Genomic DNA, 23,315 nt, shown 5'->3' on the forward strand with positions numbered 1-23,315 from the left:
AACCAGCTCTTCCAATGTCGGCGGAAACAGGCTGCTTTGTTGCCGATCTTCACCTTGGATATAGCCCATAAACGACAATGCCCCTATCGACCGATAGAGGCATTGTCTTCAGCTTGCTCTCAGACTGCTAGGTTTTCACACAGTCTGTTGATTGCCGGCTTTTTCATACGTGCTATTCGGGGTCAGTGCCGATCACGGCTGGCCGTCCGCGCTCGGGAAAGAACAGGCACTGCAATTCGCTGCCGGGATTTTCCGCGCGCATGAAGGCTTCGCCGACGAGGAAGGCGTAGACCTCGTTGATCTCCATCAGCTCGACATCGGCGCGATTGAGAATACCACTCTCGGTTACCACCAGGCGATCACGCGGAATACGCGGCAGCAGGTCGAGAGTGGTTTCCAGGCTGACATCGAAGGTGTGCAGGTTGCGGTTGTTGATCCCCACCAATGGTGTGTCCAACGTATTCAGCGCCCGCTCCAGTTCGGCGCCGTCATGCACCTCGACCAGCACGTCGAGGCCGACATCCTTGGCAACAGAGGCCAGCTCGGCCATGCGCACGTCATCTAGGCAGGACACGATCAGCAGCACGCAGTCGGCGCCCAGCGCGCGGGCTTCGACGATCTGGTACGGATCGACCATGAAGTCCTTGCGAATCACCGGCAGCGCACAGGCGGTGCGGGCCTGTTGCAAGTACTGGTCGGCGCCCTGAAAGAAATCGATATCGGTCAGCACCGACAGGCAGGTCGCGCCTCCCGCCTCGTAGCTGCGGGCGATATCCGCCGGGACGAAGTCGGCGCGCAGCACGCCCTTGCTCGGCGAAGCCTTCTTGATCTCGGCGATCACCGCCGGCTGCTTGCGCGCCGCCTGCTCGAGCAGCGCGCGGGCGAAGCCTCGCGGAGCATCGGCGCTGCGCGCAGCGGCTTCGACCTCGGCCAGGCTGACCTGGGCACGGCGCGCGGCCACTTCCTCGAACTTACGGGCGACGATCTTCTCCAGTACGGTTGGTACGCTCACCCTTCGTTCTCCTGTTTGAATACCGCGGTAAAGGACACCAGCTCCTCCAGTTTCTCGCGCGCCAGGCCGGTGTGCAGGGCGTCGTGCGCCAGTTGCATGCCTTCACGCAGGCTGCTGGCATGATCCGCAGCGTAGAGAGCCGCGCCAGCGTTGAGCACGATCATGTCGGCAGCCTTCTGGCCATTATCGGTCTTGCGCCGGCCGAGGGCGTCGCGGATCAGTTCCAGCGATTGCTCGGCATTGTCGACGGTCAGCCCGATCAGGCTCTGGCTCTTGATGCCGAAATCTTCGGGCTGGATACGGTACTCGCTGACCACGCCATTCTTCAGCTCGGCGACAAAGGTCGGCGCGGCCAGGCTGATTTCGTCCAGGCCATCCTGCGCATGCACCACCAGCACGTGCTCGCTGCCCAGGCGCTGCAGCACTTCGGCCATCGGCCGGCACAGCGCCTGGCTGAAAACACCGATGACCTGATGCTTGGCGCCAGCCGGATTGGTCATCGGGCCGAGCATGTTGAAGATGGTGCGCAGGCCCAGCTCGCGACGCGGGCCAATGGCGTGCTTCATCGCGCCGTGATGAGACGGGGCGAACATGAAGCCGACGCCAACGCTCTCGACGCAACGCGCCACCTGCTCGGGCTTGAGCCCCAAGTAGACGCCAGCCGCCTCCAGCAGGTCGGCGCTGCCGCTCTTGCCGGAGACCGCGCGGTTGCCATGCTTGGCCACCTTGCCGCCAGCCGCAGCGACGACGAAGGCCGCCGCGGTGGAGACGTTGAAGATGTTCATGCCGTCGCCGCCGGTGCCGCAGGTATCGACCAGGCGCTCGGCGTCGATTTCCACTGGTGAGGCCAGCTCACGCATGACGCTGGCGGCACCCACGATTTCGTCGATGGTCTCGCTCTTCATGCGCATGCCCATGAGGAAGGCGCCGATCTGCGCCTCGGTGCACTGGCCGGTCATGATCTCGCGCATGACCGCCTGCATTTCCTCGGTGGTCAGGTCGAGCTGGGCGACGATGCGGTTGAGGGCTTCCTTGATATTCATGCGCGCACGCCTCCGGTCTGCTTGAGGAAGTTGGCGAACAGTTCGTGGCCCTGCTCGGTGAGGATGGACTCAGGGTGGAACTGCACACCTTCGATGTTCAGGGTCTTGTGGCGCAGACCCATGATCTCGTCGACCGAGCCGTCTTCATGTTGGGTCCAGGCAGTGATTTCCAGGCAATCCGGCAGGGTTTCGCGCTTGACCACCAAAGAATGATAGCGGGTCACGGTGAGCGGATTGTTGAGGCTGGCGAACACGCCCTTGTCTTCGTGGAACACCGGGCTGGTCTTGCCATGCATCACCTGGCGCGCGCGCACCACGTCGCCGCCATAGGCCTGGCCGATGCTCTGATGGCCAAGGCAGACGCCGAGGATCGGCAGCTTGCCGGCGAAATGCAGGATGGACTCGATGGATACCCCTGCTTCGGTCGGCGTGCACGGACCGGGCGAGACGACGATGCGCTCGGGCTTGAGCGCTTCGATTTCGGCGATGCTCAGTTCGTCGTTGCGAATCACGTGCACATCGGCGCCCAGCTCACCCAGGTACTGCACGACGTTGTAGGTGAAGGAGTCGTAGTTATCGATCATCAAAAGCATGGTACGGCTCCTCTTATTCCTGGGCCTGGACGGCAGTCTGTTCGGCGAGCGCCACGGCCTTGAACATGGCGCGGCGCTTGTTGAGGGTTTCTTCCCATTCCAGCGCAGGCACCGAGTCGGCGACGATGCCGGCGCCGGCCTGCACGTGCAGTTCGCCGTCCTTGATCACCGCGGTGCGGATGGCGATGGCGGTGTCCATGTTGCCGTTCCAGGCGTAGTAGCCGACCGCACCGCCGTAGACGCCGCGTTTGACCGGCTCCAGCTCGTCGATGATTTCCATGGCACGGATCTTCGGTGCCCCCGACAGCGTGCCGGCCGGCAGGATGGCGCGCAGGGCGTCCATCGAAGTCAGGCCCTGCTTCAGCTCGCCGGTCACGTTGGAGACGATGTGCATGACGTTGGAATAACGCTCGATAACCATTTTCTCGGTCAGTTTCACCGAGCCGATTTCCGAGACGCGGCCGGTATCGTTGCGGCCCAGGTCAATGAGCATCAGGTGCTCGGCGACTTCCTTGGCGTCGGCCAGCAGATCCTCTTCCAGCGCCAGGTCCTGTTCCTCGGTGGCGCCGCGCGGGCGGGTGCCGGCGATGGGCCGCACGGTGACCAGGTTGTCCTCGACACGCACCAGCACTTCCGGCGACGAGCCGACCACGTGGAAATCGCCGAAGTTGAAGAAGTACATGTACGGCGTCGGGTTGATGCAGCGTAGCGCGCGGTACAAATCGATGGGTGCCGCCTTGAACGGAATCGACATGCGCTGGGAAATCACCACCTGCATGCAGTCGCCAGCGAGGATGTAATCCTTGATGGCGCTGACCGAGCGTTCGTAGTCCTCGCGGCTGAAGCTGGAGCGGAACGCCGGCTCCGCGCCTGCCGGCTTGTTCAGATCCACACCCAGACGCGGTGTGAACGGCTGACGCAGCTTATGCAGGATTTCCTGCAGTTGCGCCTGGCCAAGCTCGAAGGCGTCCGCCTCGGCCGGGTCAGCCAGCACGATGGCGTGCATCTTGCCCGCCAGGTTGTCGAACACCACCACGGCATCGGAGACGTTGAGCAGAATGTCCGGCGTGCCCAGCGCATCGGGGTTCCCCCCGGCAGCCAGCTTGGGCTCCACGTAACGCACGCTGTCGTAGGCGAAGTAACCGACCAGGCCGCCATTGAAGCGCGGCAAGCCGGCGATGGTCGGCACCCGGTAACGGGCCTTGAAATCCTCGACGAAGGCCAGCGGGTCGGCACATTTGTGACGCTCGACTTCGACGCCGTCGGTGGTGATCACCACTTCGTGACCGTGCACGCGCAGCACGGTGCGCGCCGGCAGGCCGATGATCGAGTAACGACCCCATTTCTCGCCGCCCTGCACGGACTCCAGCAGGTAGGAGTTGGGCGCATCGGCCAGTTTCAGGTAGATCGACAGCGGCGTGTCGAAGTCGGCGATGGTTTCGCAGGCAAGCGGAATGCGGTTGTAGCCTTCAGCGGCTAAACGCAGAAATTCTTCATGGGTCATGATCAGCCTCATGGCTCGGGGTAAACGGTCGGGTGCAAACGGGCCGCGCAGCGGCGGCAGGACGAAATCAGGCGCGCCAGCGCCAACGGGCCAGAGCCTTGATCACTTTCATCCAGAGTTTGCAGCTAACCACCACGGTGCGATCTCGACAGGCGCGGGAATAAGGAGAGCGGCCACGGTAGCGCAGCCGCTCGGGCTAAGCAACTATCAGAGCAGTTCGGCGAGACTATCGACTACCAGCCTCGGTTTTTCTTCGGCAATCGGCCGGCCATGGTTATAGCCGTAGCTCACTGCGATGCACGGTACGCCCGCAGCGCGCGCGGCCAGCACGTCATTGCGCGAATCGCCGATGAACAACGACTGCGCCGCCTCGACCCCAGCCAGGTGCATCACCTGCAGTAGCGCCGCAGGGTCCGGCTTCTGCTGCGGCAGGGTATCGCCGCCAATGATCCAGCGGAAATAACCGCCGAGACCCACCTGCTCCAGCAACGGCGCGACGAAACGCTCCGGCTTGTTGGTCACCACCGCCAGTTCCACGGCTGCAGTGCTGAGCGCCTCGAGCAACTCGTGCACACCGGGATAGAGTGCGGTCAGGTTATGACAGTCGGCGTAGATATCGAGAAAGCGCGCCAGCGCGTCTTCCGTCTCGACCTCAGTCACTGCCGAGTGATCTAGGCTACCGGCGAGGGCGCGACGCACCAACACACGTGCGCCATTGCCAACCCAGTCTCGGACTTTTTCCACGCCAGCCGGCGGGCGCTCCAGCTCTGCTAGCATGCGGTCAACGGCTTCAGCCAGATCCGGCACCGAGTCGATCAGCGTGCCGTCCAGGTCGAACATCACCAGGCGCGGCAGCTCGCCGCCGCACAGCGCGCGCAGCGGTTTCATCCACGCACCTGGGCCAGTTCGGCACGCATGGCATCGATCACCGCCTTGTAGTCCGGCTGATTGAAGATCGCCGAGCCGGCGACGAAAGTGTCGGCGCCCGCCTCGGCGATCTCGCGGATGTTCTGCACGTTGACGCCCCCGTCGATCTCCAGGCGGATCTCGCGACCGCTGGCGTCGATCAGCGCGCGGGCCTCACGCAGCTTGTCGAGGGTGCCGGGAATGAACTTCTGCCCGCCGAAACCGGGGTTGACGCTCATCAGCAGGATCATGTCGACCTTGTCCATCACGTACTTGAGCACGTCCAGCGGGGTGGCCGGATTGAACACCAGGCCCGCCTTGGCGCCGCCCGCCTTGATCAGTTGCAGCGAGCGGTCGACGTGCTCGGAGGCCTCCGGGTGGAACGTGATGTAGCTGGCGCCAGCTTCAATGAAGTCGCCAATGATGCGATCCACCGGCTTGACCATCAGGTGCGCGTCGATGGGCGCGGTGATGCCGTACTTGCGCAGCGCCGAGCAGACCATCGGGCCGATGGTCAGGTTGGGCACGTAGTGGTTGTCCATGACATCGAAATGGACGATGTCCGCACCGGCGGCGAGTACGTTGTCCACTTCTTCACCCAGGCGGGCGAAGTCAGCGGAAAGGATCGACGGGGCGATGGCGAAGGGTTGCATGGCGCACCTCTGAGAACCGATTTGGGATCTCGCGAGCTAGAGCCGGGCTAGGCAAAAACTGGCGAGAACGTAACGAAGTGAAGTAACAGCCGCAGGCTGGCCCGTAGGGGGAGCGCAGCGAATCAAGCGGAGTTTACTGAAGTAAATGAGCATTCCGAGCCTGTTTTTAACGACGGCTGGCCGACGCGCAGCAGATCGCAAACGGTTCGTAGTGCTGGATCACGGTAGCGCGCATTGTAACGGCTGTGGCGCCCTTGATCGACAAGCGCAGAAGACAGGACAGGGACCGTGGGAGGGGCTTTAGCGGCGAGCGTCTGGCTTTGTGCCAAGCCGGTCGCGGCTAAAGCCCCTCCCACAATAGCGACCTGATTCAGATACCGCCGAGGCAGAGGTACTTGATCTCCAGGTATTCATCCAGGCCGTACTTGGAGCCTTCGCGGCCCAGTCCTGAAGCCTTCATACCGCCAAATGGCGCCACTTCGTTGGAGATCAGCCCGGTATTGATACCGACCATCCCGTACTCCAGCGCTTCAGCTACGCGGAAGGTGCGACCCAGATCGCGGGTGTAGAAGTAGCCGGCCAGGCCGAACTCGGTGTCGTTGGCTTGGCGCACTACCTCGGCTTCGTCGCTGAAGCGGAACAGTGGCGCCAGCGGGCCGAAGGTCTCCTCACGGGCCACACGCATATCAGGGGTGACGTCGGTGATGACCGTCGGCTCGAAAAAGTGCCCACCCAGCTCATGCGCCTTGCCGCCCTGCAGCACCTTGGCGCCCTTCTCCAGCGCATCGGTCAGATGAGCCTGCACCTTGGCCACGGCATTGCCGTCGATCAACGGACCAATGACGACACCTGCTTCATCACCCGGGCCAACCCGCAGTTTGGCCACGGCCGCGGCCAGCTTTTCGGCAAAGGCTTCGTAGACGGCATCGTGTACATACAGGCGGTTGGCGCAGACGCAGGTCTGCCCAGCATTGCGGTACTTGGCCACCAGCGCGCCTTCGACCGCTGCGTCGAGATCGGCATCCTCGAAGACGATGAACGGCGCATTGCCGCCCAGCTCCAGCGAAAGTTTTTTCAGGGTCGGAGCGCATTGCTCCATCAGCTTGATGCCAACGCCGGTGGAGCCGGTGAACGACAACTTGCGCACGATGGGGTTAGCGCACAGCTCGGCGCCGACTTCGCGAGAACGCTCGGCATCGGCCGGCAGTACGCTGAACAGCCCGGCCGGGATGCCCGCGCGCTCGGCCAGCACCGCCAGCGCCAGGGCACTGAACGGTGTCTGCGGCGCCGGCTTGAGCACCATGGCGCAGCCAGCGGCCAATGCCGGACCGACCTTGCGGGTGATCATCGCCGCCGGGAAGTTCCAGGGCGTGATCGCCGCGGTCACGCCAATGGGTTCCTTGGTCACGATCAGTCGCTTGTCCGGCTGATGGCCGGGAATGGTGTCGCCGTAGACGCGCTTGGCCTCTTCCGCGAACCACTCGATGAAGGATGCCGCGTAAAGCACTTCGCCACGGGCCTCGGTCAGCGGCTTGCCCTGCTCGGCCGTCATGATCCGCGCCAGATCTTCCTGGTTGGCCAGCATCAGCTCGTACCATTTGCGCAGCCGCGCCGCGCGCTCCTTGGCCGTCAACGCACGCCAGGCGGGCTGAGCAGCCTGCGCCGCCTCGATGGCCTGACGGGTCTGCACGCCACCGATGTTTGGCACGACACCCAGCGACTCGCCGTTGGCAGGGTTGAAGATTTCAGTCACATCGCCATTGCTGGCATCGCACCACTGGCCGTCGATATAGGCCTGATGGCGCAGCAGATCGGGATCATTCAGTTGCATGATTTTCTCCTGCTGCCGAGGGAGGAGATCACCCCTCGGCTGAATTAGGGATTGCACAGGCCTCACTCGCCTGGCGGCAGATCCTTGGTGAAGGTCTGGTCGTTCTCACCGCGGAACATCTGTGCCCCGTAGATCAGCGCGCACAGGCCGACGCCGATGGCGAAGGCCCAGCCGGCGCCTTTGATCGCCAACACTGCGCCGATCACCCCGGCGATGCCCAGATCACGCTGGCTGCGCGCTTCCATGATGCCCAGACGCACGCTGACGTAGCCCTGAATCAGCAGGGTCAGCGCCAGCGCCACGCCGAGAATCGGCTGCAGCAGGGTGACCACCGGCAGCAGCAACAGGCCGGTGTTGGTGCCCCAGCGGAACGAGCCGACACCGCCGTAGATGGACTTCATCGCCTGGGCACCGCCCTTGAAGCGCTCGGTGATCACCACCTGCATGGCCGACCACTGCGGCCCGCACATCGCCACGTCCGGACCAAAGATACTCATCAAGGCATTGCGCCCACCGAAGATCATGTGCGAACGGTTCGGGTTGAAGTCGACCTTCTCGTCACTGCGAATATGGTCGGCCTCGGAGAGGATCGCCCTGGCGCCCAGCACATCGCCGAACACCACCAGGTAGGCGGCGAACACGGTGGGAATGGCAGTGACGAACATCATCAAAGGCGGCATGCCGAGGCCGAACACGGTGTACTCGTTCCACAGGGTGACGAAGTCCGGCTTGCTGATGCCCCACTCGATGTTCGGCCAGGGCGCCTCACCAAAGATCGGCGCGACGAACACCGCCAGCAGGATGATCGGGAAGATGCCCAGCTTGGCGAAGTTCCACCAGAAGCGGCTGCGCTTCTTCAGTTGCTGGAAGTGCAAGGAGAACACCAGGTAGAAGGCGATGCCGACCGCGATGGAAATGGTCCAGGGGAAGCTGTCGAAGCGACCGCCTTCCTTGAATACCGTCACCACCGCGCTGAGGCCGGCGCCCATGATGATCCCGGCCTTGAGCGCCGAGGGCACCAGCGACACCACCTTGCGCGCCATGCCGGTCATGCCCAGGCCGATGGAAAATATCCCCAGCATCAACTGGAAGGCAATCAGCGCATGCACCCGCTCCGGGCCCTCCGGGAACTGGCTGCAGTAGGCCATCAGCAGTGGGATCGCCGGGGTGATCCAGCCCGGAACGACCGGATCGCCCAGCAAATGGTGAGTCAAGTACAGCAGGCCATTGAGCATGACCACTGCCAGCGCCACCTCGAAGGGCATGCCGAGGAACTCGGTCATCAGCGGAATCGCCGCCAGATCCACCGCGCACATGAGCAGGCCCTGCATGTAGTCGGAGATCTCGAAGCGGTAATGAATGAAAGGCAGACGCACCTTGAATGGCCCCACCGGCCAGTAGGGGGCTTCCACACCAAGGTCTTGTTGATGCAGTTCGGACATTTGAGTCACCCAGCTTTATTAGAGTTGTATTTCAGCCGGCCCCAGCACCCTGGGGCCTTTCATCTTCGTTGCGGTAATCAGTAGGCAGCGCGGTAGATCTGTTCGATGTCGCCAGCCGTCAGGCGCCGCGGGTTGTTGCGCATCAGTCGATCGATCTTGCTCGCTTCCTCGGCCATGGCCGGGATGGCGTCTTCCGGCACGCCGAAGCTGCGCATGCCCTTGGGAATGTCGACGCTGGCGCACAGCTCGGCCATGGCCTCGACGGCCAGGTCGGCGGCGGCCTTGTCGCTCAGACCATGGGTTTGCACACCGAGAGCAGCAGCGATCTCGGCCATGCGCTCGACGCAGGCCAGCTTGTTCCAGGCCATCACGTAAGGCAGCAGCAAGGCATTGCTGACGCCGTGAGCGATATTGAAGCGACCGCCCAGCGGATAGGCCAGCGCATGCACCGCGCCCACGCCGGCATTACCGAAGGCCATGCCGGCCATCAGGCTGGCGGTGGCCATGTCTTCGCGAGCGAGCAGGTCAGCCGGATTGGCATAGGCCTTGGGCAACGCCTTGGCGATCAGCTTGATGGCGCCGATGGCCAGGGCGTCGGTGATCGGCGAGGCATTCACCGACAGGTAGGACTCCACCGCGTGCACCAATGCATCGACGCCACTGGCGGCGGTCACGCCACGGGGGCAGGTCAGGGTCATCAGCGGGCTAACCAGGGCCACGTCGGGCAGCATGTAGTCGCTGACGATGCCTTTTTTCAGTTGCGCCTGCTTATCGGAGAGGATCGACACGTTGGTCACTTCCGAGCCGGTGCCAGCAGTGGTCGGAATGGCAATCAGCGGCGGGCCTTTACGCTTGATCTGATCGACGCCGAACAACTCTTCCAATGCACCGTCATGACCGACGTAACCGGCCACGGCCTTGGCGATGTCGATGGCGCTGCCACCACCGACACCGATCAGGCCATCGTGGCCGCCGTCGCGATAGACCTTGGCGCAGGCTTCGACGATGGCAATCTCCGGCTCCGGCTCGACACCGTCATAGATGCCGTAGCGGCGCTCGCCGAGTTGCTTGAGGACATGCTCGACCGTACCGGACTTGATCAGGATGGCGTCGGTGACGATCAGCGGGTTGGTGATATTCAGTCGAGACAGTTCGAGAGCCAGTTGCTCCACGGCACCCTGGCCGGTCAGTAGCTTGTTGGCGATTTTGAATGCGGCAGTGTTCATCAGCAGGCCCCTTGTGCGTTGTTGTGCTGAGCGGGTTCGGGGCTTGCCATAGCCAATCCTGTGCCAGCTCGCTGAAAGCGGCGTGCTAGAAGGCTTGCGTCGATTTGTCACAGCGCGCAGTGGGTTGCGCTTGATCAGAAAATCAATCAAATGAGCCTTTTACGATCCATTTTCCAATCAACTCTGCTCCCAGCGCTTCATCTTCTGCACCAGGGTCGCCTGGCTCAGACCGAGCACCTTGGCCGCTTCACGGGTGGTCTTGTGCTGCATCAGGGCGCGGCGGATGAGGCGTCGCTCGAGGTTCTCCACCTGCTTGCGCAATGGCAGTAGGTCGTCGACATCGCTGCGAGCGACGCGCATTTCCTCCGGCAGATCGCGCAGTTCGATGCGTTCACCACTGCAGGTCACCACCAGGCGCTCGACCAGATTGATCAGCTCACGGATGTTGCCGGGCCAGTCGTAGTCGGTCAGCGCATCGAGCGCCTCGAGCTCCCAGCTCAGCACTCGACCATAACGCTGATTGAATTCGGCCAGGTAGAAATCCAGCAACGGCTGAATTTCCTCGGGGCGCTCGCGCAGCGCCGGAATGTGGATCGGCACGACGTTGAGGCGGTAGTAGAGGTCGGCGCGAAAACGGCCCTCGGCGACCATCGTGCGCAAGTCGTGGTGAGTGGCGGTGATGATGCGTACATCCACCTCCTTCAACTCCAGACCACCGACCGGGATAAAGCGGCTCTCCTCGATAACCTTGAGCAGCTTGACCTGCAGCGGCAATGGCAGATCACCGATCTCATCGAGAAAAACCGTGCCCTGGTGCGCCAGCTCCAGCAGACCGCGCTTGCCCTTGCTGCCGGCGCCGGTGAACGCACCCGGCACATAGCCGAACAACTCGGCCTCGATCAGGTTCTCCGGCAGCGCACCGCAGTTCAGCGCCAGAAACGGCTGCGCCGCGCGCGGGCTGCTCTTGTGGATGTACTGGGCGATCAGGGTCTTGCCGACGCCGGTTTCCCCTTGCAGCAGCACCTTCACGTCGCTGGCCGCGACCTGCCGCGCCTGCATGAAGACTCGCCCCGAAGCGGGCTTGTCGGCGACCGGCGAGGCATCGAGCAGGTCGTCACGCTGGCCGGCATGCAGCTTGGCCGTGCTGTTGCGCAGCTGCTTCAGTTGCTGCAGCTCGTCGCGCTCGTGCTTCATGCGCAGCAGCTCGGTCATGTCGCGCACGGTACTGACCACGTAGCGCACGCGTCCATCGGCGGCGAAGATCGGCGTACCACTGACCAACAGGCGTTTGCCCTGGCTGACGCTCTGCATCAGCGACAGCGCCTTGCCTTCCTTGAGCACACGCAAGGACACCGACTGCGAGATCACACCCTGCTCTACCAGCGCCTGCATGTGCTGGCCGACGACATCCTCGGCACGCAGCCCGGTCAGGCGCTCATAGGCACTGTTGACCTTTAGGGTGATGCCATCGGCGTCGGTGATGTAGACGCCATCGTGCAACGCGTCGATCAGCTCACGAAAACCGGGATCATCGAAGTCCATCTGGCTGCCTTGTTACGAAGGAGAAACTACACATTCTACGCCCGGAAACGAACAAGGCCCCGCCGGTTTCCCGGCGAGGCCCTGAACATGCAGCTGCGGCGACTTATTCCGGCGCTGAAGTACGCAGCTTCTCGCTGCGCCCACGAAGCCATTCCAGGGTCAGCAGCAGCAGGATGGAGAAGCCGATCAGCAGCGTGGCGGCGGCAGCGATGGTCGGCGACAGGTTCTCGCGGATACCGCTGAACATCTGCCGCGGCAGGGTGGCCTGCTCGGGACCGGCGAGGAACAGGGTCACCACCACTTCGTCGAACGAGGTGGCGAAGGCGAACAACGCACCCGAAATCACGCCCGGCGCGATCAGCGGCAGGGTCACCCGGCGAAACGCCGTCAGTGGCGAGGCCCCAAGGCTGGCTGCGGCGCGCACCAGGTTGTGGTTGAAGCCCTGCAGCGTGGCCGACACGGTGATGATGACGAAGGGCACGCCGAGCACGGCATGCACCAGGATCAGCGACAGGTAGCTGTTGCCCATGCCCAGCGGCGCGAAGAACAGGTAACTGGCGACACCGATGATCACCACCGGAACGATCATCGGCGAGATCAGCAGGCTCATCACCAGCGCCTTGCCGCGAAACTCGCCACGGGTCAGGCCGATGGCCGCCAGGGTGCCGAAGACCATGGCCAGCAGAGTGGCGGCCGGGGCGATGATCAGGCTGTTCTTCAGCGAACGCATCCAGTCGGCGGACATGAAGAAGTCCTCGTACCAGCGCAGCGAGAAGCCCTGCAGCGGGTAGACCAGAAAGGTGCCGGAGTTGAACGACAGCGGCACGATCACCAGCACAGGCAGGATCAGAAACAGCAGCACCAGGCCGCAGAGAATGCGCAGGCCGTAGTACCAGAGGCGCTCGACGGGTGACATGTAGGGGCTGAGCATGGCTGTGACTCCATTTAGCATTTAGCTCCCCTCTGCCATTTATGGGAGAGGGGTTGGGAGAGAGGTCGCTCTTCTTGCGCCATCCTCCCGAGTTCGTTTACCGAGAGGCAGTGGTGCCGAAACAAGCACCCTCTCCCGCCCTTCGGGCACCCTCTCCCATAAATGGGAGAGGGGCATCAGGTGGTCTGCTGCGCAGACCGTGTTTATCCAAGCCGCAGTTTGCTGGCGCCGACCAGCCAGCTGTACACCACGTACAGCACCAGCGTCGCGGCCAGCAGCAGACCGCCGAGGGCCGTGGCCATGCCCCAGTTGATGGTGGTGTTGGTATAGAAGGCGACGAAGTAGCTGATCATCTGGTCGTTCGGGCTGCCCAGCAGCGCCGGGGTGATGTAGTAGCCAATCGACAGAATGAATACCAGCAGGCAACCGGCGCCGACACCGGCCAGGGTCTGCGGGAAGTACACCCGCCAGAAGCTGGCGAACGGGTGGCAGCCGAGCGACACCGCCGCACGCATGTAGCTGGGCGAGATGCCCTTCATCACGCTGTAGATCGGCAGGATCATGAACGGCAGCATGATGTGGACCATGGCCACGTACACACCGCTGCGGTTGAACACCAGTTGCAGTGGTTGCTCGATGATACCCAGCGATATCAGCGCGCTGTTGATCAGCCCTCCGGACTGCAAGAGCACGATCCAGGCCGCGACGCGCACCAGGATCGATGTCCAGAACGGCAGCAGCACCAGAATCATCAGCAGGTTGCCCTGCCGCGTCGGCAGGTTTGCCAGCAGGTAAGCCAGTGGGTAAGCAAGCACCAGGCAGATGGCGGTGATCACCAGGCTCATCCAGAAGGTGCGGGCGAAGATATCCAGATAGATGGCCTGATCCGGCGTGGCCTTGGCCAGTTCACCGAGGTCGTCGATGCGGTGATCGAGCGCGGCCAGCAGGTAGTAAGGCGTGACCGACGAGGCATTGCGGCGGATCACCTGCCAGTAGGCATGGTCGCCCCAGCGCTCGTCCATATCAAGGAAGGCCTCCTGGTAGGACGCCGGCTCCTCGCGCAGCGGCAGCTTGCGTGCGGTCGCGCTGACCAGGCTACGGAAGCCCGCCAGCTCCATGTTCAGGCGCTTGGACAGATCACCAAGGCTCTGATTGCGCCGTGCCTCGAGCATATCGCTGGCAATCGCCTGGTATACCGCTTCATCCGGCAGGCCACGGCCATCCCAGGCAGCAATCGCCTCGACGGTGCGCGGCAGGCTGCCAACCACTTCCGGGTTGTCCACACTGCGCATGAGCAACGCGCCGATGGGCAGCAGGAAAGTCAGCAGAAGGAACAGCAACAGCGGCAGGATCAGCGCCTTGGATTTCAGGCGATTGAAACGCTCGGCACGGGCCAGTCGCTGCTTCAGGCTTGGCCCGGGCAAATCATTGGCAGGCAGTACGGCGGCCATGGACAACTCCGCAAGCTAAGGCCGCATCTGGCGGCAGAAATTCGGGGGATACGACAAACATCATTTGGGCAGCTCAGCCCCCTCATCCGGTGAGGGGGCCGGGCTGTGCGACGCTCTGGTTAGCGCGCCGCCCAGGCGTTGAAACGCTGCTCCAGCTGCTCGCCGTAGTCAGCCCAGAAGGTCACATCGATGGCCACCTGGTTGGCGATGTTTTCCGGGGTGGTCGGCATCAGGCTCAGACGCTCCGGCGCCAGCAGTTCGATGGCCTGCTTGTTGGCCGGGCCGTAGGCGATGTTCTCGGAGTAGGTCTTCTGCGCTTCAGGCTTGACCGAGAAGGCGATGAACTCCTTGGCCAGTTCGGCATTCTTGGCGCCACGCGGGATGGCCCAGGAATCGAAGTCATAGATACCGCCGTTCCACACCACCTGCAGATTGCTCTCGCCCTGCACCGCCGCGATACGACCGTTGTAGGCCGAGCTCATCACCACGTCACCGGAAGCGAGATACTGCGGCGGCTGGGCGCCAGCTTCCCACCACTGGATGTTCGGTTTCAGCTCGTCGAGTTTCTTGAACGCGCGATCCTGGCCTTCTTTGGTGGCCAGCACCTTGTATACGTCCTTGACCGGCACGCCGTCGGCCATCAGGGCGAATTCCAGGGTGTACTTGGCGCCCTTGCGCAGGCCGCGTTTGCCCGGGAATTTCGCTACATCCCAGAAATCGGACCAACTGGTCGGTGCGGCGCTCAGTTTGTCGGCGTTGTAGGCCAGCACCGTCGACCACACGAAGAAGCCCACGCCGCACGGCTGGATGGCGCCGTCGATGAAGTTGGACTCATCGCCGAACTGGGCCGGATCGAGCTCCTCGAACAGGCCTTCGTCACAACCGCGGGCCAGTTCCGGCGACTCCACCTCCACCAGATCCCAGCTCACGCTGCGGGTGTCGACCATGGCTTTGACCTTGGCCATTTCACCGTTGTATTCGCCGCCCAGCACCTTGTTGCCGGTGTCCTTCTCGAAGGGTTCGTAGAACGCCTTGACCTGCGCCGCCTTGTTCGCGCCGCCGAAGGATACCGCTGTCAGATCCACCGCCAGTGCCGGCATGGCACAACTAACGCCCAGGGCCAACGCCGCGAGCTTCAGGGATTTCGTCATTCTTATCAGCTCCTCTGTGTTACGGGGTAAAGGTGAAGCACTGCGCGAAAGGCTCACTCGATGTGGAGTGGATCCAGCGCGCGGACATGCTCGACAGACCAGCCGAGCGGAACCAGGTCACCAACCGTCAGCGCCGGATCGAGCTCGGCCACGGGTTGCTTGACGTAGAAATCGGACTTGCCGCAGACCTCCATGCGGATGCGCACGTGGTCGCCCAGATAAATGAACTCGGCGATGCGCCCGGAGAAGCGGTTCGGGCAGGCCTCGCTGTGGCCGTTGAGGCGAATGCGCTCGGGACGAATCGACAGGCTCACGGCCTCGCCAACGGCGCCGACGTTGACCGCCGTGGCGCGCACTTCCTCACCACGCGCCAGGCGCACCACGCACTGCTCGCCATCGCGGCTGACCAGCTCGCCAGCCAGACGATTGTTCTCGCCGATGAACTGGGCAACGAAGGTGTTGTGCGGCGCTTCGTAGAGTTCGCGCGGCGGCGCGATCTGCTGGATCTCGCCCTGATGGAACACAGCCACGCGGTCAGACATGGTCAGCGCCTCGCCCTGATCGTGGGTGACGTAGACCACGGTTACGCCCAGGCGCTGGTGCAGGTGCTTGATCTCCATCTGCATGTGTTCGCGCAGTTGCTTGTCCAGCGCGCCGAGGGGTTCATCCATCAGTACCAGCTGCGGCTCGAACACCAGCGCACGGGCCAGGGCCACACGCTGCTGCTGACCACCGGAAAGCTGGCCGGGGTAACGGTTGCGGAAGCTGTCGAGCTGCACCATCGACAGGGCGCGTTTGACCCGCTCGCTGATATCGGTGCGCGACATGCCACGCACGCTCAGCGGGAAGGCCAGGTTCTCGGCCACGGTCATGTGCGGGAACAGCGCGTAGTTCTGGAACACCATGCCGATGTCGCGCTTGTGCGGCGGCAGTTTGTTCAGCGAGCGGCCATCGAGGAGGATTTCGCCAGCGGTCGGCGTCTCGAAACCGGCCAGCATCATCAGGCTGGTGGTCTTGCCGGAACCGGACGGGCCGAGCAGGGTCAGAAACTCACCCTTGCGGATATCCAGGTTGAGGTCTTTGACGATCAGCGTTTCGCCGTCATAGCTCTTCTGTACGCCACGGAAGCTCACCAGTACATCGTTTGCCATCACACCACACCCTTGTTCTTGTCTCAGGCCGATGAGCCAAGATTAGGTCGGCGAGACAGGGTGAAAAATCGGGCGGGATGACAAGCTGATATCAGGCGCGAGGAGAATCTCGTGTAGGGATCGCCCTACAAATTCCGAGTGATCGCATCGGTTATACACTGCATGAAAACCGTGTGAGCGGCTTCAGCCGCGAAGCTCCGGTGGGCGATTCATCGTGGCTGAAGCGGAGTGCCGCCCAGCCGCTCCTGCGAAAGCGGTCGATCAGACCAGGCGATGCTCCATGGCGTAACGCACCAGATCTGCCATCGAATGCGCGCCAAGCTTCTGCATCAGGCGCGCCTTGTGCGTGCTCACGGTCTTGTTGCTGATTGCCAGGTGCAGGGCAATGTCGTTGACCCCCTCCCCTCGCACCAGGCGCTCGAACACCGAGAACTCGCGCTCGGACAACTGCGCATGGGGCGGCCGAGAATCGGTCAGGCCAACCTCGAAGACCATGCGGTCGGCCAGCGCCGGGTCGATATAACGACCACCACTGGCCACCTTGCGAATCGCCGTGATCAGCAGCGCCGGATCGCTGTCCTTGGTGGCATAACCGGCGGCACCGGCCTTGAGCGCACGCGCCGCCATCTGCGCCTCGTCGTGCATCGACAGCACCAGGATAGCCGGCGCCTCGGTCAGCGCACGGATGCGCGGAATGGCCTCCAGACCGTTGACGCCGGGCATGGAGATATCCAGCAGCACCACGTCGCAAGGCGTGCGCCGCAGCACCTCGATCAGTTGCTCGCCATTGCAGGCTTCGCCGGCAACCTCGAGATCACGCGCCATGCCGATCAGTTGCTTGATGCCTTCCCGCACAATGGTGTGGTCTTCGGCCACCAGTACCCGAATCACGCTGCGATCTCCTCTTCCAGATTGATGCGCGCACACAGGGTAGTGCCCTCGCCCGGCCGGCTGTCAATCTGCAACTGGCCACCGAGCATGAGCATGCGCTCCTGCATACCGACCAGGCCGAAGGATTGTCCCGGCTTGCGCAGCGCCGGATCGAAGCCCTTGCCGTCATCGGTGACCGACAGACACAGGCTGCCGCCCTCCTGCCACAAACGCACCTGAACGCTGTGTGCGCCGGCGTGGCGCATGACGTTGGTCAGGGCCTCCTGGAGGATGCGGAACAGACCGATGGCCTGGGCATCGGGCAGATTTGGAAGATGCTCCGGCACCTCGACCAGGCAGGGAATCTGCGTGCGCTCCTCGAAGCGCCGCACCTGCCACTCGATGGCCGAGGCAATGCCAGCATCGAGGATCGGCGGGCGCAGCGCCGTAGCCACATCACGCACCAGCTGGAACAACTGGGCGATCAGGCGCTTCATGCTGTTGAGGCGTTCATCCAGTTCGGGAATCTGCCCGGCGCAAACCAGCTCGCACATCGCCGTCTCCAGCTTGAGTACGGTCAGCACCTGGCCCAGCTCGTCATGCACTTCACGGGCAATGCGCGCCTTCTCTTCCTCACGCACACTTTCCAGATGCGCCGACAGCTCGCGCAGACGCGCACGCGAATCGGCCAGCGCCAGCTCGGCCAGCTTGTTCTCGGTGATGTCCCAGAGGATGCCATCCCACACCACCCGACCATTACCCAACGGCCGCGCAGTGGTGCGGATGTCGGCCCACAGCACCTCCTGCTCGGCAGTGAGGATGCGTCCCTGCCAATACCAGTCGCTCTCGCCCTCCAGCGCCAGTGTCTGGCTATTGAGGTAGCTGCTCAGATCCTGCGGGTGCACCAGGCTGCGGATGCCACGATCCTCTCGCTGCAACTCGTGCGCCGGCCAGCCGACCATCTCCTGACTGGCCTCGCTGATATAGGCGAAGTTGACCACCGCTCCCGGCCCTGCCCGCTCCAGACGAAACACCAGGCCAGGCACGTTACCGGCGATACCCTTGAAGCGCGCCTCGCTCTCCTCCAATGCTGCACGGGCACGGCGGCGCTCGGTCACATCGCTGAGAAACACCACCAGGTACTCGGCCTGGCGATAACGCAGAAAACTCAGCGAGACGTCAGCCGGCATACGGCTGCCATCGGCACGCAGGCAGTCGACCTCGAAGCTGGGTGAGCCGTCGTCCTGCTCGCGCACGCGTTTCCACAGGTTGAGCCAGCGGTCCATATGCAGGCCCGGCTCCAGCTGGCTCAGCGGCTTGTCTACCAGCTCGCCGGCGGCGTAACCAAGCATGCGTTCGGCGGCGCGGTTGGCGTAGCGCAGGTGGCTATCCCAGTTGACCCAAAGAATGCCCACCGTGCTGTGATCGATAGAGAACTGGCTCAGGCGCAATGCCTCGGCGGCCTGCTGATGGCGATCCAGTTCGCCACGTGCAGCCAACAGCCCACGCTCCAGCGAACGTGTCTGCTGCCGCTGCCGATAAAGCGCTGTCGCACCGAGCATCAGAATCAGGGCGAAAAATAAAGCCAGGGTCTTCCAGAAGCCGACGAAGTCGGTGGATTGCGGATAGCGCAGCGGCATCCAGGTGTCGCGCAACTCCTCCAGTTCACGGGCAGGCAGCGCTTGCAGAGTCCGGTCGACAATACCGGACAGAAGCGGCTGATCACGCCGTGTAGCCAGGCGCAGCAGCTGCGGCAAGCCGATATCACCGACGATGCTCAGGCTGGAGAAACGTGATTCGCGCAGCAGCAGGCTGAGGCTCGCTTCATCCAGCACGGCGTAGCTGACTTCCTGGTTCAGCACCAACAGCAAGGCGGCGCGCTCCGACGGCGTCGCGCGCAGACGCAGGTTGGTGTGGGTGCGCTCCAGGTATTCGGCAGCCTGGCTCGGCGTGCGCAACGCGACCGCCTGTTCCAGCGGCAATTGATCGAGATCCACCGCACCGCTGCCACTGCGCTCGCCGACTACCAGATGCGGTACTCGCAGGTAAGGCATGGAGTAATGCCAGATGCGCAGGCCGGCCGGCGTCTGCTGCAAGCCTGGCGCCAGATCCACCTCGCCAGCACTGGCTGCCCGTTCCAGGGCCTCCAGATTCGGATACAGGCGCCAGTCAGGCGCGACGCCCATGCCTTCGAGCAGACGCTGCATCAGCTCGACATTGGCGCCCGTCAGCTGCCGGTTCTGGCCACGCAGAACCCAGGGCGCCTGCTGGATCAGGCCCACGCGCAGCACGGGATGCTCCTTGAGCCAGGCGCGCTGCTCTGCGTCGAAAGCCGGGCGCAATGGCATGCGCGCACTCTCGGCCCAGACGCCGGATGTCGCCACTATCAACAGGTAAATAAGGGAACGGAGAAGGGACTTCATGCACGGTGAATCCGCTGACGCGATTGCTTACCTTACTCCAGTCTTTTGCTAATGGCCTGACAAAAGCGAAGCTCGGCATTAGGCTCTGTAGCAGACCCCAAGGAGCTTCATCGATGCGCCTGAACTCACTCGCACTGCTCGGTTTCTGCCTGCTCTGCGCCACCACGAGCTGGGCCCAGGAACCGACCGGGGATGCCCAGAGCGCCACGCCCGGCGAAACCGATACGCCGGCGTCGAACGAGCGGCCGTCTCTACCCGAGCGTAGCGTCAGCGATGCGCTGACGCTGGAGCAGCGCCTGGACAAACGTGAGCAGCAGATGCTGCAGGCCGGCGCCGAAAGTTTCCTCGCACTATGGCTGCCGGCCAACGTCGGCGAACCCAGCGGTGCGGTGATTCTGCTACCCGGTGACGTGGAAAACGCCGACGGCGCCGCCGCAGTGGGCCCGCTACGACGCAAGCTGCCTGACGCCGGCTGGCACAGTCTGAGCCTGACACTACCGGACCCGGACGGCGACCCGCTGCCGCTGCGCGATGCAAGCGTCGAAACCGCAGCGGCGCCCGCTGATCCTGCAAGTACCGAGACAGCTCCCGCTGCCGATAGCCCGCCACAGCCACCGGAAACACAAGCCACACAGGCCACGGACAGCGTCACAATCAGCCCGGATCAACGGCGCCAGGCCCATGTCGAACGCGTGATGGCGCGCATCGATGCCGCCATCGCCTTCGCCAGCCAACAGCAGGCCAAGGAAATCGTCCTGCTTGGCCACGGCAGCGGCGCCTACTGGGCCGCGCGCTACCTGAGCGAACGCAAACCCGCGAATGTCCAGAACCTGCTGATGGTGGCGGCAGATGTACCAGCAGGGTTCGCCCCACCGCTGGACGAACTGGTCACCCAACTGCCGGTGGCCACTGGCGACTTTTTCTACAAGGATCAGGCCACCGACCGCACGGCCGCCTTGAAACGCCTGCAAGCCAGCAAGCGGGCAAAGCTGCCCACCTATGTACAGGTAGCGATGAAGGCACTGCCGGGCAACCTGGATGTCCAGGAGGAGCAACTGTACCGCCGTCTACGTGGCTGGTTGAAACTGCATATTCGCGCTGCGGGCAGCTAACGGATTCCGCGACGCTGGCGAATCAACGCATAGGCCTGATGCAGCTGACGCGTGGTGTCAGTGGCCTCGCGAATGCGCTCAGGCGAGGCGCCCGATCCAGCCAGTTTGTCCGGGTGATGCCGGCTGAGCAGACGCCGATAAGCACGCTTGATCTGCTCAGGCTCACTGCCTTCATTGACACCTAGCAGTCGCAAAGCCTCCTGATAACTACCGCCCGCCGGCGCAGGTTGCTGGCTGCGACGTGGCGCGTACTCCTCGCCCAGGCTATCGAGTCGGGCGCTGTCCCAGCCGAGCCACTTGCCCCAGAGCAGGATCAACTCATGCTCGCTGGGCGACACCCGCCCATCGACCCAGGCCATGCGCCAGCAAGCTCGCAGCATGGCATCGGCACGCTCGCGTTGACGCTGCAGCGGGGCACGCAGGTTGTCCCGTCCGGTCTTGCCGCGGGCGAAGGCTTCGATGGCACGGCGTTGGGCAGCGGCATCCAACCCCAGCCGCTGCATTTCCGAACGCGCCTGCTGGATATGGCTCTGTACCACCCGGCCGTCACTCTTGGCCAAACGTCCCAGCATCAGAAACAACAAGTCGTCATCCGTCGGCGCAGCACGACCGCCCAGACGCTCACGCAGATTGTCCCAGCCGTGCAGGCGCAGGCGACGGTCCAGCACCTGCCCAAGTAGACCGCCTAGCAGTGCACCCGGAATGCTGGCCAGGGCGAGCCCAGCCGCCGCCCCGAGCATGGTGGCCGGCCACAACACCTAACGTGCCTCCTGCAGCAAGCGTTCGACTTCAGCCAGGCGCTCGTGCGTGCCGACATCGATCCAGCAGCCGCCGTAATGCTCACCACTGACCTGCCCGGCCGCCATGGCCTCACGCAGCAGCGGCGCCAGTTTGAAGGCGCCCGGCGCAGAGCCGGCGAACAGACGTGGATGCAGCACGGCGAGACCGCTGTAGGTCAGCCGTTCGCCTGTCGCCTCGCCGTCATGGACCTGACCTGCCGCGAGAATGAAATCGCCCTGCGGGTGATGGGCCGGGTTATCCACCAGCACCAGATGCGCCAGACCGACAAGCGGCTGGCGCAGCGCGGTGAAAGCGTAATCGGTGAAAACATCGCCATTGACCACCAGAAACGGCTCAGCACCCAGCAGCGGCAACGCCTTGAAAATACCGCCACCGGTCTCCAGCGGCTCGCCTTCGGCGGAATAGACGATACGCACGCCAAAGCGCGCACCATCGCCCAGGTAATCCTCGATCTGCTGGCCTAGCCAGGCGTGGTTGATCACCAGCTCGGTGAAGCCTGCAGCAGCCAGGGCGCGGATGTGGTACTCGATCAACGGCACGCCCGCCACCTGCACCAGCGGTTTTGGCGTATGCAGCGTCAAAGGACGCATGCGCTCGCCCTTGCCCGCCGCGAGGATCATCGCCTTCATGCACGTACCCCTTCATCTTTCGCCAGGCTGGCGAACAGCTCTCCCAACTCGGCAAGCTCCGGCCGGCGTGCCAGCACAGCCTCTATATAAGAGAAGAAACGCGGCACATCGTCGAGGTACTTGGGCTTGCCATCGCGGTGGCAGATGCGCGCGAAGATGCCGATGACCTTGAGGTGGCGCTGCACGCCCATCAGGTCGCTGGCGCGCAGAAAGTCTTCGAACGATGCCTGTAGCGGAATGCCCGCTGCCTTGGCACGCTGCCAGTAATCCTGCAGCCAGCCTTGCACGCGCGCCTCGGGCCAACTGAGAAACGCATCCTTGAACAGACAAGTGATGTCATAGGTGACCGGGCCGTTGACGGCATCCTGGAAATCCAGCACGCCGGGGTTGGGCGAGCTCTGCATCAGGTTGCGCGGCATGAAGTCGCGATGCACCACCACCTTGGGCTGCGCCAGGGCGCTGTCGATCAACAGGCGACTGATACGCTGCCATGCGGCCTCCTGCTCGGGTGTAAAGGTAAGCCCCAGGTGGCGTTGCACGTACCACTCGGGAAACAACTGCAACTCACGGCGCAGCAACGCCTCATCGTAATGCGGCAGATGGCTGTCGAGCGGCAAGCGCTGCTGCTGCAGCAAAGCCTCGATGGCATCGTCGAACAATTGGTCGGCGTTGTGCTCGTTGATCACGTCCAGATAGGTCTGGCGGCCCAGGTCATCGAGAATCAGGAAGCCCTGCTCAAGATCGGCAGCCAATACCTGTGGCACATGCACACCTGCACTAGCCAGCAAGGCCGCAATACGGACGAACGGTTCGCAGTTCTCCTGAGGCGGTGGCGCATCCATCAGAATCAGGCTGCGCTCACCGGCCTGCCAACGAAAATAGCGGCGAAAGCTGGCGTCGCTGCTGGCGGGAGTGAGCTCGGCCTCCGGGACCGCTCCCCAGTCGCGTGCTGCGAACAGGAGGGGCAGTTGCTCGGCGAGCCAGGTTTGCAGCTGTTGCAGACGTACATCGTGTTCAGACATCAAGGGGTCTCCGACGGCGCTA

Annotated in this window: 20 protein-coding genes; 1 reads left to right on the top strand and 19 read right to left on the bottom strand. The window is 63.4% G+C overall.

The features are described 5' to 3' along the window. Positions 1-172 precede the first annotated feature (172 nt). The 16 genes from trpC to ACNFCJ_RS11590 form a co-directional block, all read right to left on the bottom strand. Positions 173-1,012 (bottom strand): indole-3-glycerol phosphate synthase TrpC, encoded by an 840-nt coding sequence (gene trpC, locus ACNFCJ_RS11515; protein ID WP_256835725.1) that lies wholly within the window; start codon positions 1,010-1,012, stop codon positions 173-175. Further along, complete coding sequence (gene trpD, locus ACNFCJ_RS11520) at positions 1,009-2,055, bottom strand: anthranilate phosphoribosyltransferase (protein WP_416771427.1); 1,047 nt, start codon at positions 2,053-2,055, stop codon at positions 1,009-1,011. The genes trpC and trpD overlap by 4 nt, the downstream gene beginning before the upstream one ends. Beyond that, a complete protein-coding gene (locus tag ACNFCJ_RS11525; protein ID WP_416771428.1) occupies positions 2,052-2,648 on the bottom strand; it encodes an aminodeoxychorismate/anthranilate synthase component II in 597 nt (198 codons plus the stop codon). Before ACNFCJ_RS11525 ends, trpD begins: the two co-directional genes overlap by 4 nt. A gap of 13 nt (positions 2,649-2,661) precedes the next feature. After that, a complete protein-coding gene (gene trpE / locus ACNFCJ_RS11530; protein WP_416771429.1) occupies positions 2,662-4,152 on the bottom strand; it encodes an anthranilate synthase component I in 1,491 nt (496 codons plus the stop codon). A 207-nt stretch (positions 4,153-4,359) separates the two neighbouring features. Further along, positions 4,360-5,040: a phosphoglycolate phosphatase gene (locus ACNFCJ_RS11535; protein WP_416771431.1), complete on the bottom strand. Its 681-nt coding sequence runs from the start codon at positions 5,038-5,040 to the stop codon at positions 4,360-4,362. Further along, positions 5,037-5,711, bottom strand: a complete 675-nt coding sequence (gene rpe / locus ACNFCJ_RS11540; RefSeq protein ID WP_070886142.1) for a ribulose-phosphate 3-epimerase — start codon at positions 5,709-5,711, stop codon at positions 5,037-5,039. Before rpe ends, ACNFCJ_RS11535 begins: the two co-directional genes overlap by 4 nt. A gap of 370 nt (positions 5,712-6,081) precedes the next feature. Continuing rightward, on the bottom strand, positions 6,082-7,542 hold the full coding sequence (gene gabD, locus ACNFCJ_RS11545) for an NADP-dependent succinate-semialdehyde dehydrogenase (protein WP_416771433.1): 1,461 nt from the start codon (positions 7,540-7,542) through the stop codon (positions 6,082-6,084). Between the two features lie 62 nt (positions 7,543-7,604). Then, complete coding sequence (locus ACNFCJ_RS11550) at positions 7,605-8,984, bottom strand: hypothetical protein (RefSeq protein ID WP_106733187.1); 1,380 nt, start codon at positions 8,982-8,984, stop codon at positions 7,605-7,607. A gap of 77 nt (positions 8,985-9,061) precedes the next feature. Beyond that, positions 9,062-10,210 (bottom strand): iron-containing alcohol dehydrogenase, encoded by a 1,149-nt coding sequence (locus ACNFCJ_RS11555; RefSeq protein ID WP_416771435.1) that lies wholly within the window; start codon positions 10,208-10,210, stop codon positions 9,062-9,064. A 177-nt stretch (positions 10,211-10,387) separates the two neighbouring features. Beyond that, positions 10,388-11,752 (bottom strand): sigma-54 interaction domain-containing protein, encoded by a 1,365-nt coding sequence (locus ACNFCJ_RS11560; RefSeq protein ID WP_416771437.1) that lies wholly within the window; start codon positions 11,750-11,752, stop codon positions 10,388-10,390. Positions 11,753-11,855: 103 nt separating this feature from the next. Then, positions 11,856-12,683 carry an ABC transporter permease gene (locus ACNFCJ_RS11565; RefSeq protein WP_108234882.1) on the bottom strand — a complete coding sequence of 276 codons (828 nt, stop codon included), beginning with the start codon at positions 12,681-12,683 and terminating at the stop codon, positions 11,856-11,858. Between the two features lie 203 nt (positions 12,684-12,886). After that, positions 12,887-14,134: an ABC transporter permease gene (locus ACNFCJ_RS11570; RefSeq protein ID WP_416771438.1), complete on the bottom strand. Its 1,248-nt coding sequence runs from the start codon at positions 14,132-14,134 to the stop codon at positions 12,887-12,889. A gap of 119 nt (positions 14,135-14,253) precedes the next feature. Then, positions 14,254-15,285, bottom strand: coding sequence for an ABC transporter substrate-binding protein (locus ACNFCJ_RS11575; RefSeq protein WP_416771439.1), 1,032 nt, complete (start codon positions 15,283-15,285; stop codon positions 14,254-14,256). A gap of 53 nt (positions 15,286-15,338) precedes the next feature. Continuing rightward, positions 15,339-16,436, bottom strand: a complete 1,098-nt coding sequence (locus tag ACNFCJ_RS11580; protein WP_106733191.1) for an ABC transporter ATP-binding protein — start codon at positions 16,434-16,436, stop codon at positions 15,339-15,341. A 261-nt stretch (positions 16,437-16,697) separates the two neighbouring features. Then, a complete protein-coding gene (locus ACNFCJ_RS11585; RefSeq protein WP_072425039.1) occupies positions 16,698-17,327 on the bottom strand; it encodes a response regulator transcription factor in 630 nt (209 codons plus the stop codon). Next, on the bottom strand, positions 17,324-19,729 hold the full coding sequence (locus ACNFCJ_RS11590) for a PAS domain S-box protein (RefSeq protein ID WP_416771440.1): 2,406 nt from the start codon (positions 19,727-19,729) through the stop codon (positions 17,324-17,326). Before ACNFCJ_RS11590 ends, ACNFCJ_RS11585 begins: the two co-directional genes overlap by 4 nt. Positions 19,730-19,842: 113 nt before the next feature. Between ACNFCJ_RS11590 and ACNFCJ_RS11595 the strand changes: the two genes are divergently transcribed. Beyond that, complete coding sequence (locus ACNFCJ_RS11595; RefSeq protein WP_416771442.1) at positions 19,843-20,841, top strand: alpha/beta hydrolase family protein; 999 nt, start codon at positions 19,843-19,845, stop codon at positions 20,839-20,841. On the opposite strand, the gene ACNFCJ_RS11600 is transcribed toward ACNFCJ_RS11595, so the two are convergent. From ACNFCJ_RS11600 to ACNFCJ_RS11610, 3 genes are read right to left on the bottom strand one after another with little or no spacing between them, the layout of a single operon-like run. Then, complete coding sequence (locus ACNFCJ_RS11600) at positions 20,838-21,599, bottom strand: DnaJ domain-containing protein (RefSeq protein ID WP_416644486.1); 762 nt, start codon at positions 21,597-21,599, stop codon at positions 20,838-20,840. The two genes, ACNFCJ_RS11595 and ACNFCJ_RS11600, sit on opposite strands and share 4 nt — an antisense overlap. Beyond that, positions 21,600-22,271, bottom strand: a complete 672-nt coding sequence (gene murU / locus ACNFCJ_RS11605; RefSeq protein ID WP_416771444.1) for an N-acetylmuramate alpha-1-phosphate uridylyltransferase MurU — start codon at positions 22,269-22,271, stop codon at positions 21,600-21,602. After that, the gene (locus tag ACNFCJ_RS11610) at positions 22,268-23,293 is read right to left on the bottom strand and encodes an aminoglycoside phosphotransferase family protein (protein ID WP_416771446.1); all 1,026 of its coding nucleotides are present in this window, start codon (positions 23,291-23,293) and stop codon (positions 22,268-22,270) included. Before ACNFCJ_RS11610 ends, murU begins: the two co-directional genes overlap by 4 nt. Positions 23,294-23,315 lie beyond the last annotated feature (22 nt).

The sequence above is a fragment of the Pseudomonas sp. NY15364 genome (assembly GCF_048068235.1).
Classification (GTDB): Bacteria; Pseudomonadota; Gammaproteobacteria; order Pseudomonadales; family Pseudomonadaceae; genus Aquipseudomonas; species Aquipseudomonas mendocina_D.

Bases quoted from the DNA above. Each gene is read 5' to 3' on its own strand.
- trpD (WP_416771427.1), bottom strand. From the start codon at position 2,055: ATGAATATCAAGGAAGCCCTCAACCGCATCGTCGCCCAGCTCGACCTG.
- ACNFCJ_RS11525 (WP_416771428.1), bottom strand. From the start codon at position 2,648: ATGCTTTTGATGATCGATAACTACGACTCCTTCACCTACAACGTCGTG.
- trpE (WP_416771429.1), bottom strand. From the start codon at position 4,152: ATGACCCATGAAGAATTTCTGCGTTTAGCCGCTGAAGGCTACAACCGC.
- ACNFCJ_RS11535 (WP_416771431.1), bottom strand. From the start codon at position 5,040: ATGAAACCGCTGCGCGCGCTGTGCGGCGGCGAGCTGCCGCGCCTGGTG.
- rpe (WP_070886142.1), bottom strand. From the start codon at position 5,711: ATGCAACCCTTCGCCATCGCCCCGTCGATCCTTTCCGCTGACTTCGCC.
- gabD (WP_416771433.1), bottom strand. From the start codon at position 7,542: ATGCAACTGAATGATCCCGATCTGCTGCGCCATCAGGCCTATATCGAC.
- ACNFCJ_RS11550 (WP_106733187.1), bottom strand. From the start codon at position 8,984: ATGTCCGAACTGCATCAACAAGACCTTGGTGTGGAAGCCCCCTACTGG.
- ACNFCJ_RS11555 (WP_416771435.1), bottom strand. From the start codon at position 10,210: ATGAACACTGCCGCATTCAAAATCGCCAACAAGCTACTGACCGGCCAG.
- ACNFCJ_RS11560 (WP_416771437.1), bottom strand. From the start codon at position 11,752: ATGGACTTCGATGATCCCGGTTTTCGTGAGCTGATCGACGCGTTGCAC.
- ACNFCJ_RS11565 (WP_108234882.1), bottom strand. From the start codon at position 12,683: ATGCTCAGCCCCTACATGTCACCCGTCGAGCGCCTCTGGTACTACGGC.
- ACNFCJ_RS11570 (WP_416771438.1), bottom strand. From the start codon at position 14,134: ATGGCCGCCGTACTGCCTGCCAATGATTTGCCCGGGCCAAGCCTGAAG.
- ACNFCJ_RS11575 (WP_416771439.1), bottom strand. From the start codon at position 15,285: ATGACGAAATCCCTGAAGCTCGCGGCGTTGGCCCTGGGCGTTAGTTGT.
- ACNFCJ_RS11580 (WP_106733191.1), bottom strand. From the start codon at position 16,436: ATGGCAAACGATGTACTGGTGAGCTTCCGTGGCGTACAGAAGAGCTAT.
- ACNFCJ_RS11590 (WP_416771440.1), bottom strand. From the start codon at position 19,729: ATGAAGTCCCTTCTCCGTTCCCTTATTTACCTGTTGATAGTGGCGACA.
- ACNFCJ_RS11595 (WP_416771442.1), top strand. From the start codon at position 19,843: ATGCGCCTGAACTCACTCGCACTGCTCGGTTTCTGCCTGCTCTGCGCC.
- murU (WP_416771444.1), bottom strand. From the start codon at position 22,271: ATGAAGGCGATGATCCTCGCGGCGGGCAAGGGCGAGCGCATGCGTCCT.
- ACNFCJ_RS11610 (WP_416771446.1), bottom strand. From the start codon at position 23,293: ATGTCTGAACACGATGTACGTCTGCAACAGCTGCAAACCTGGCTCGCC.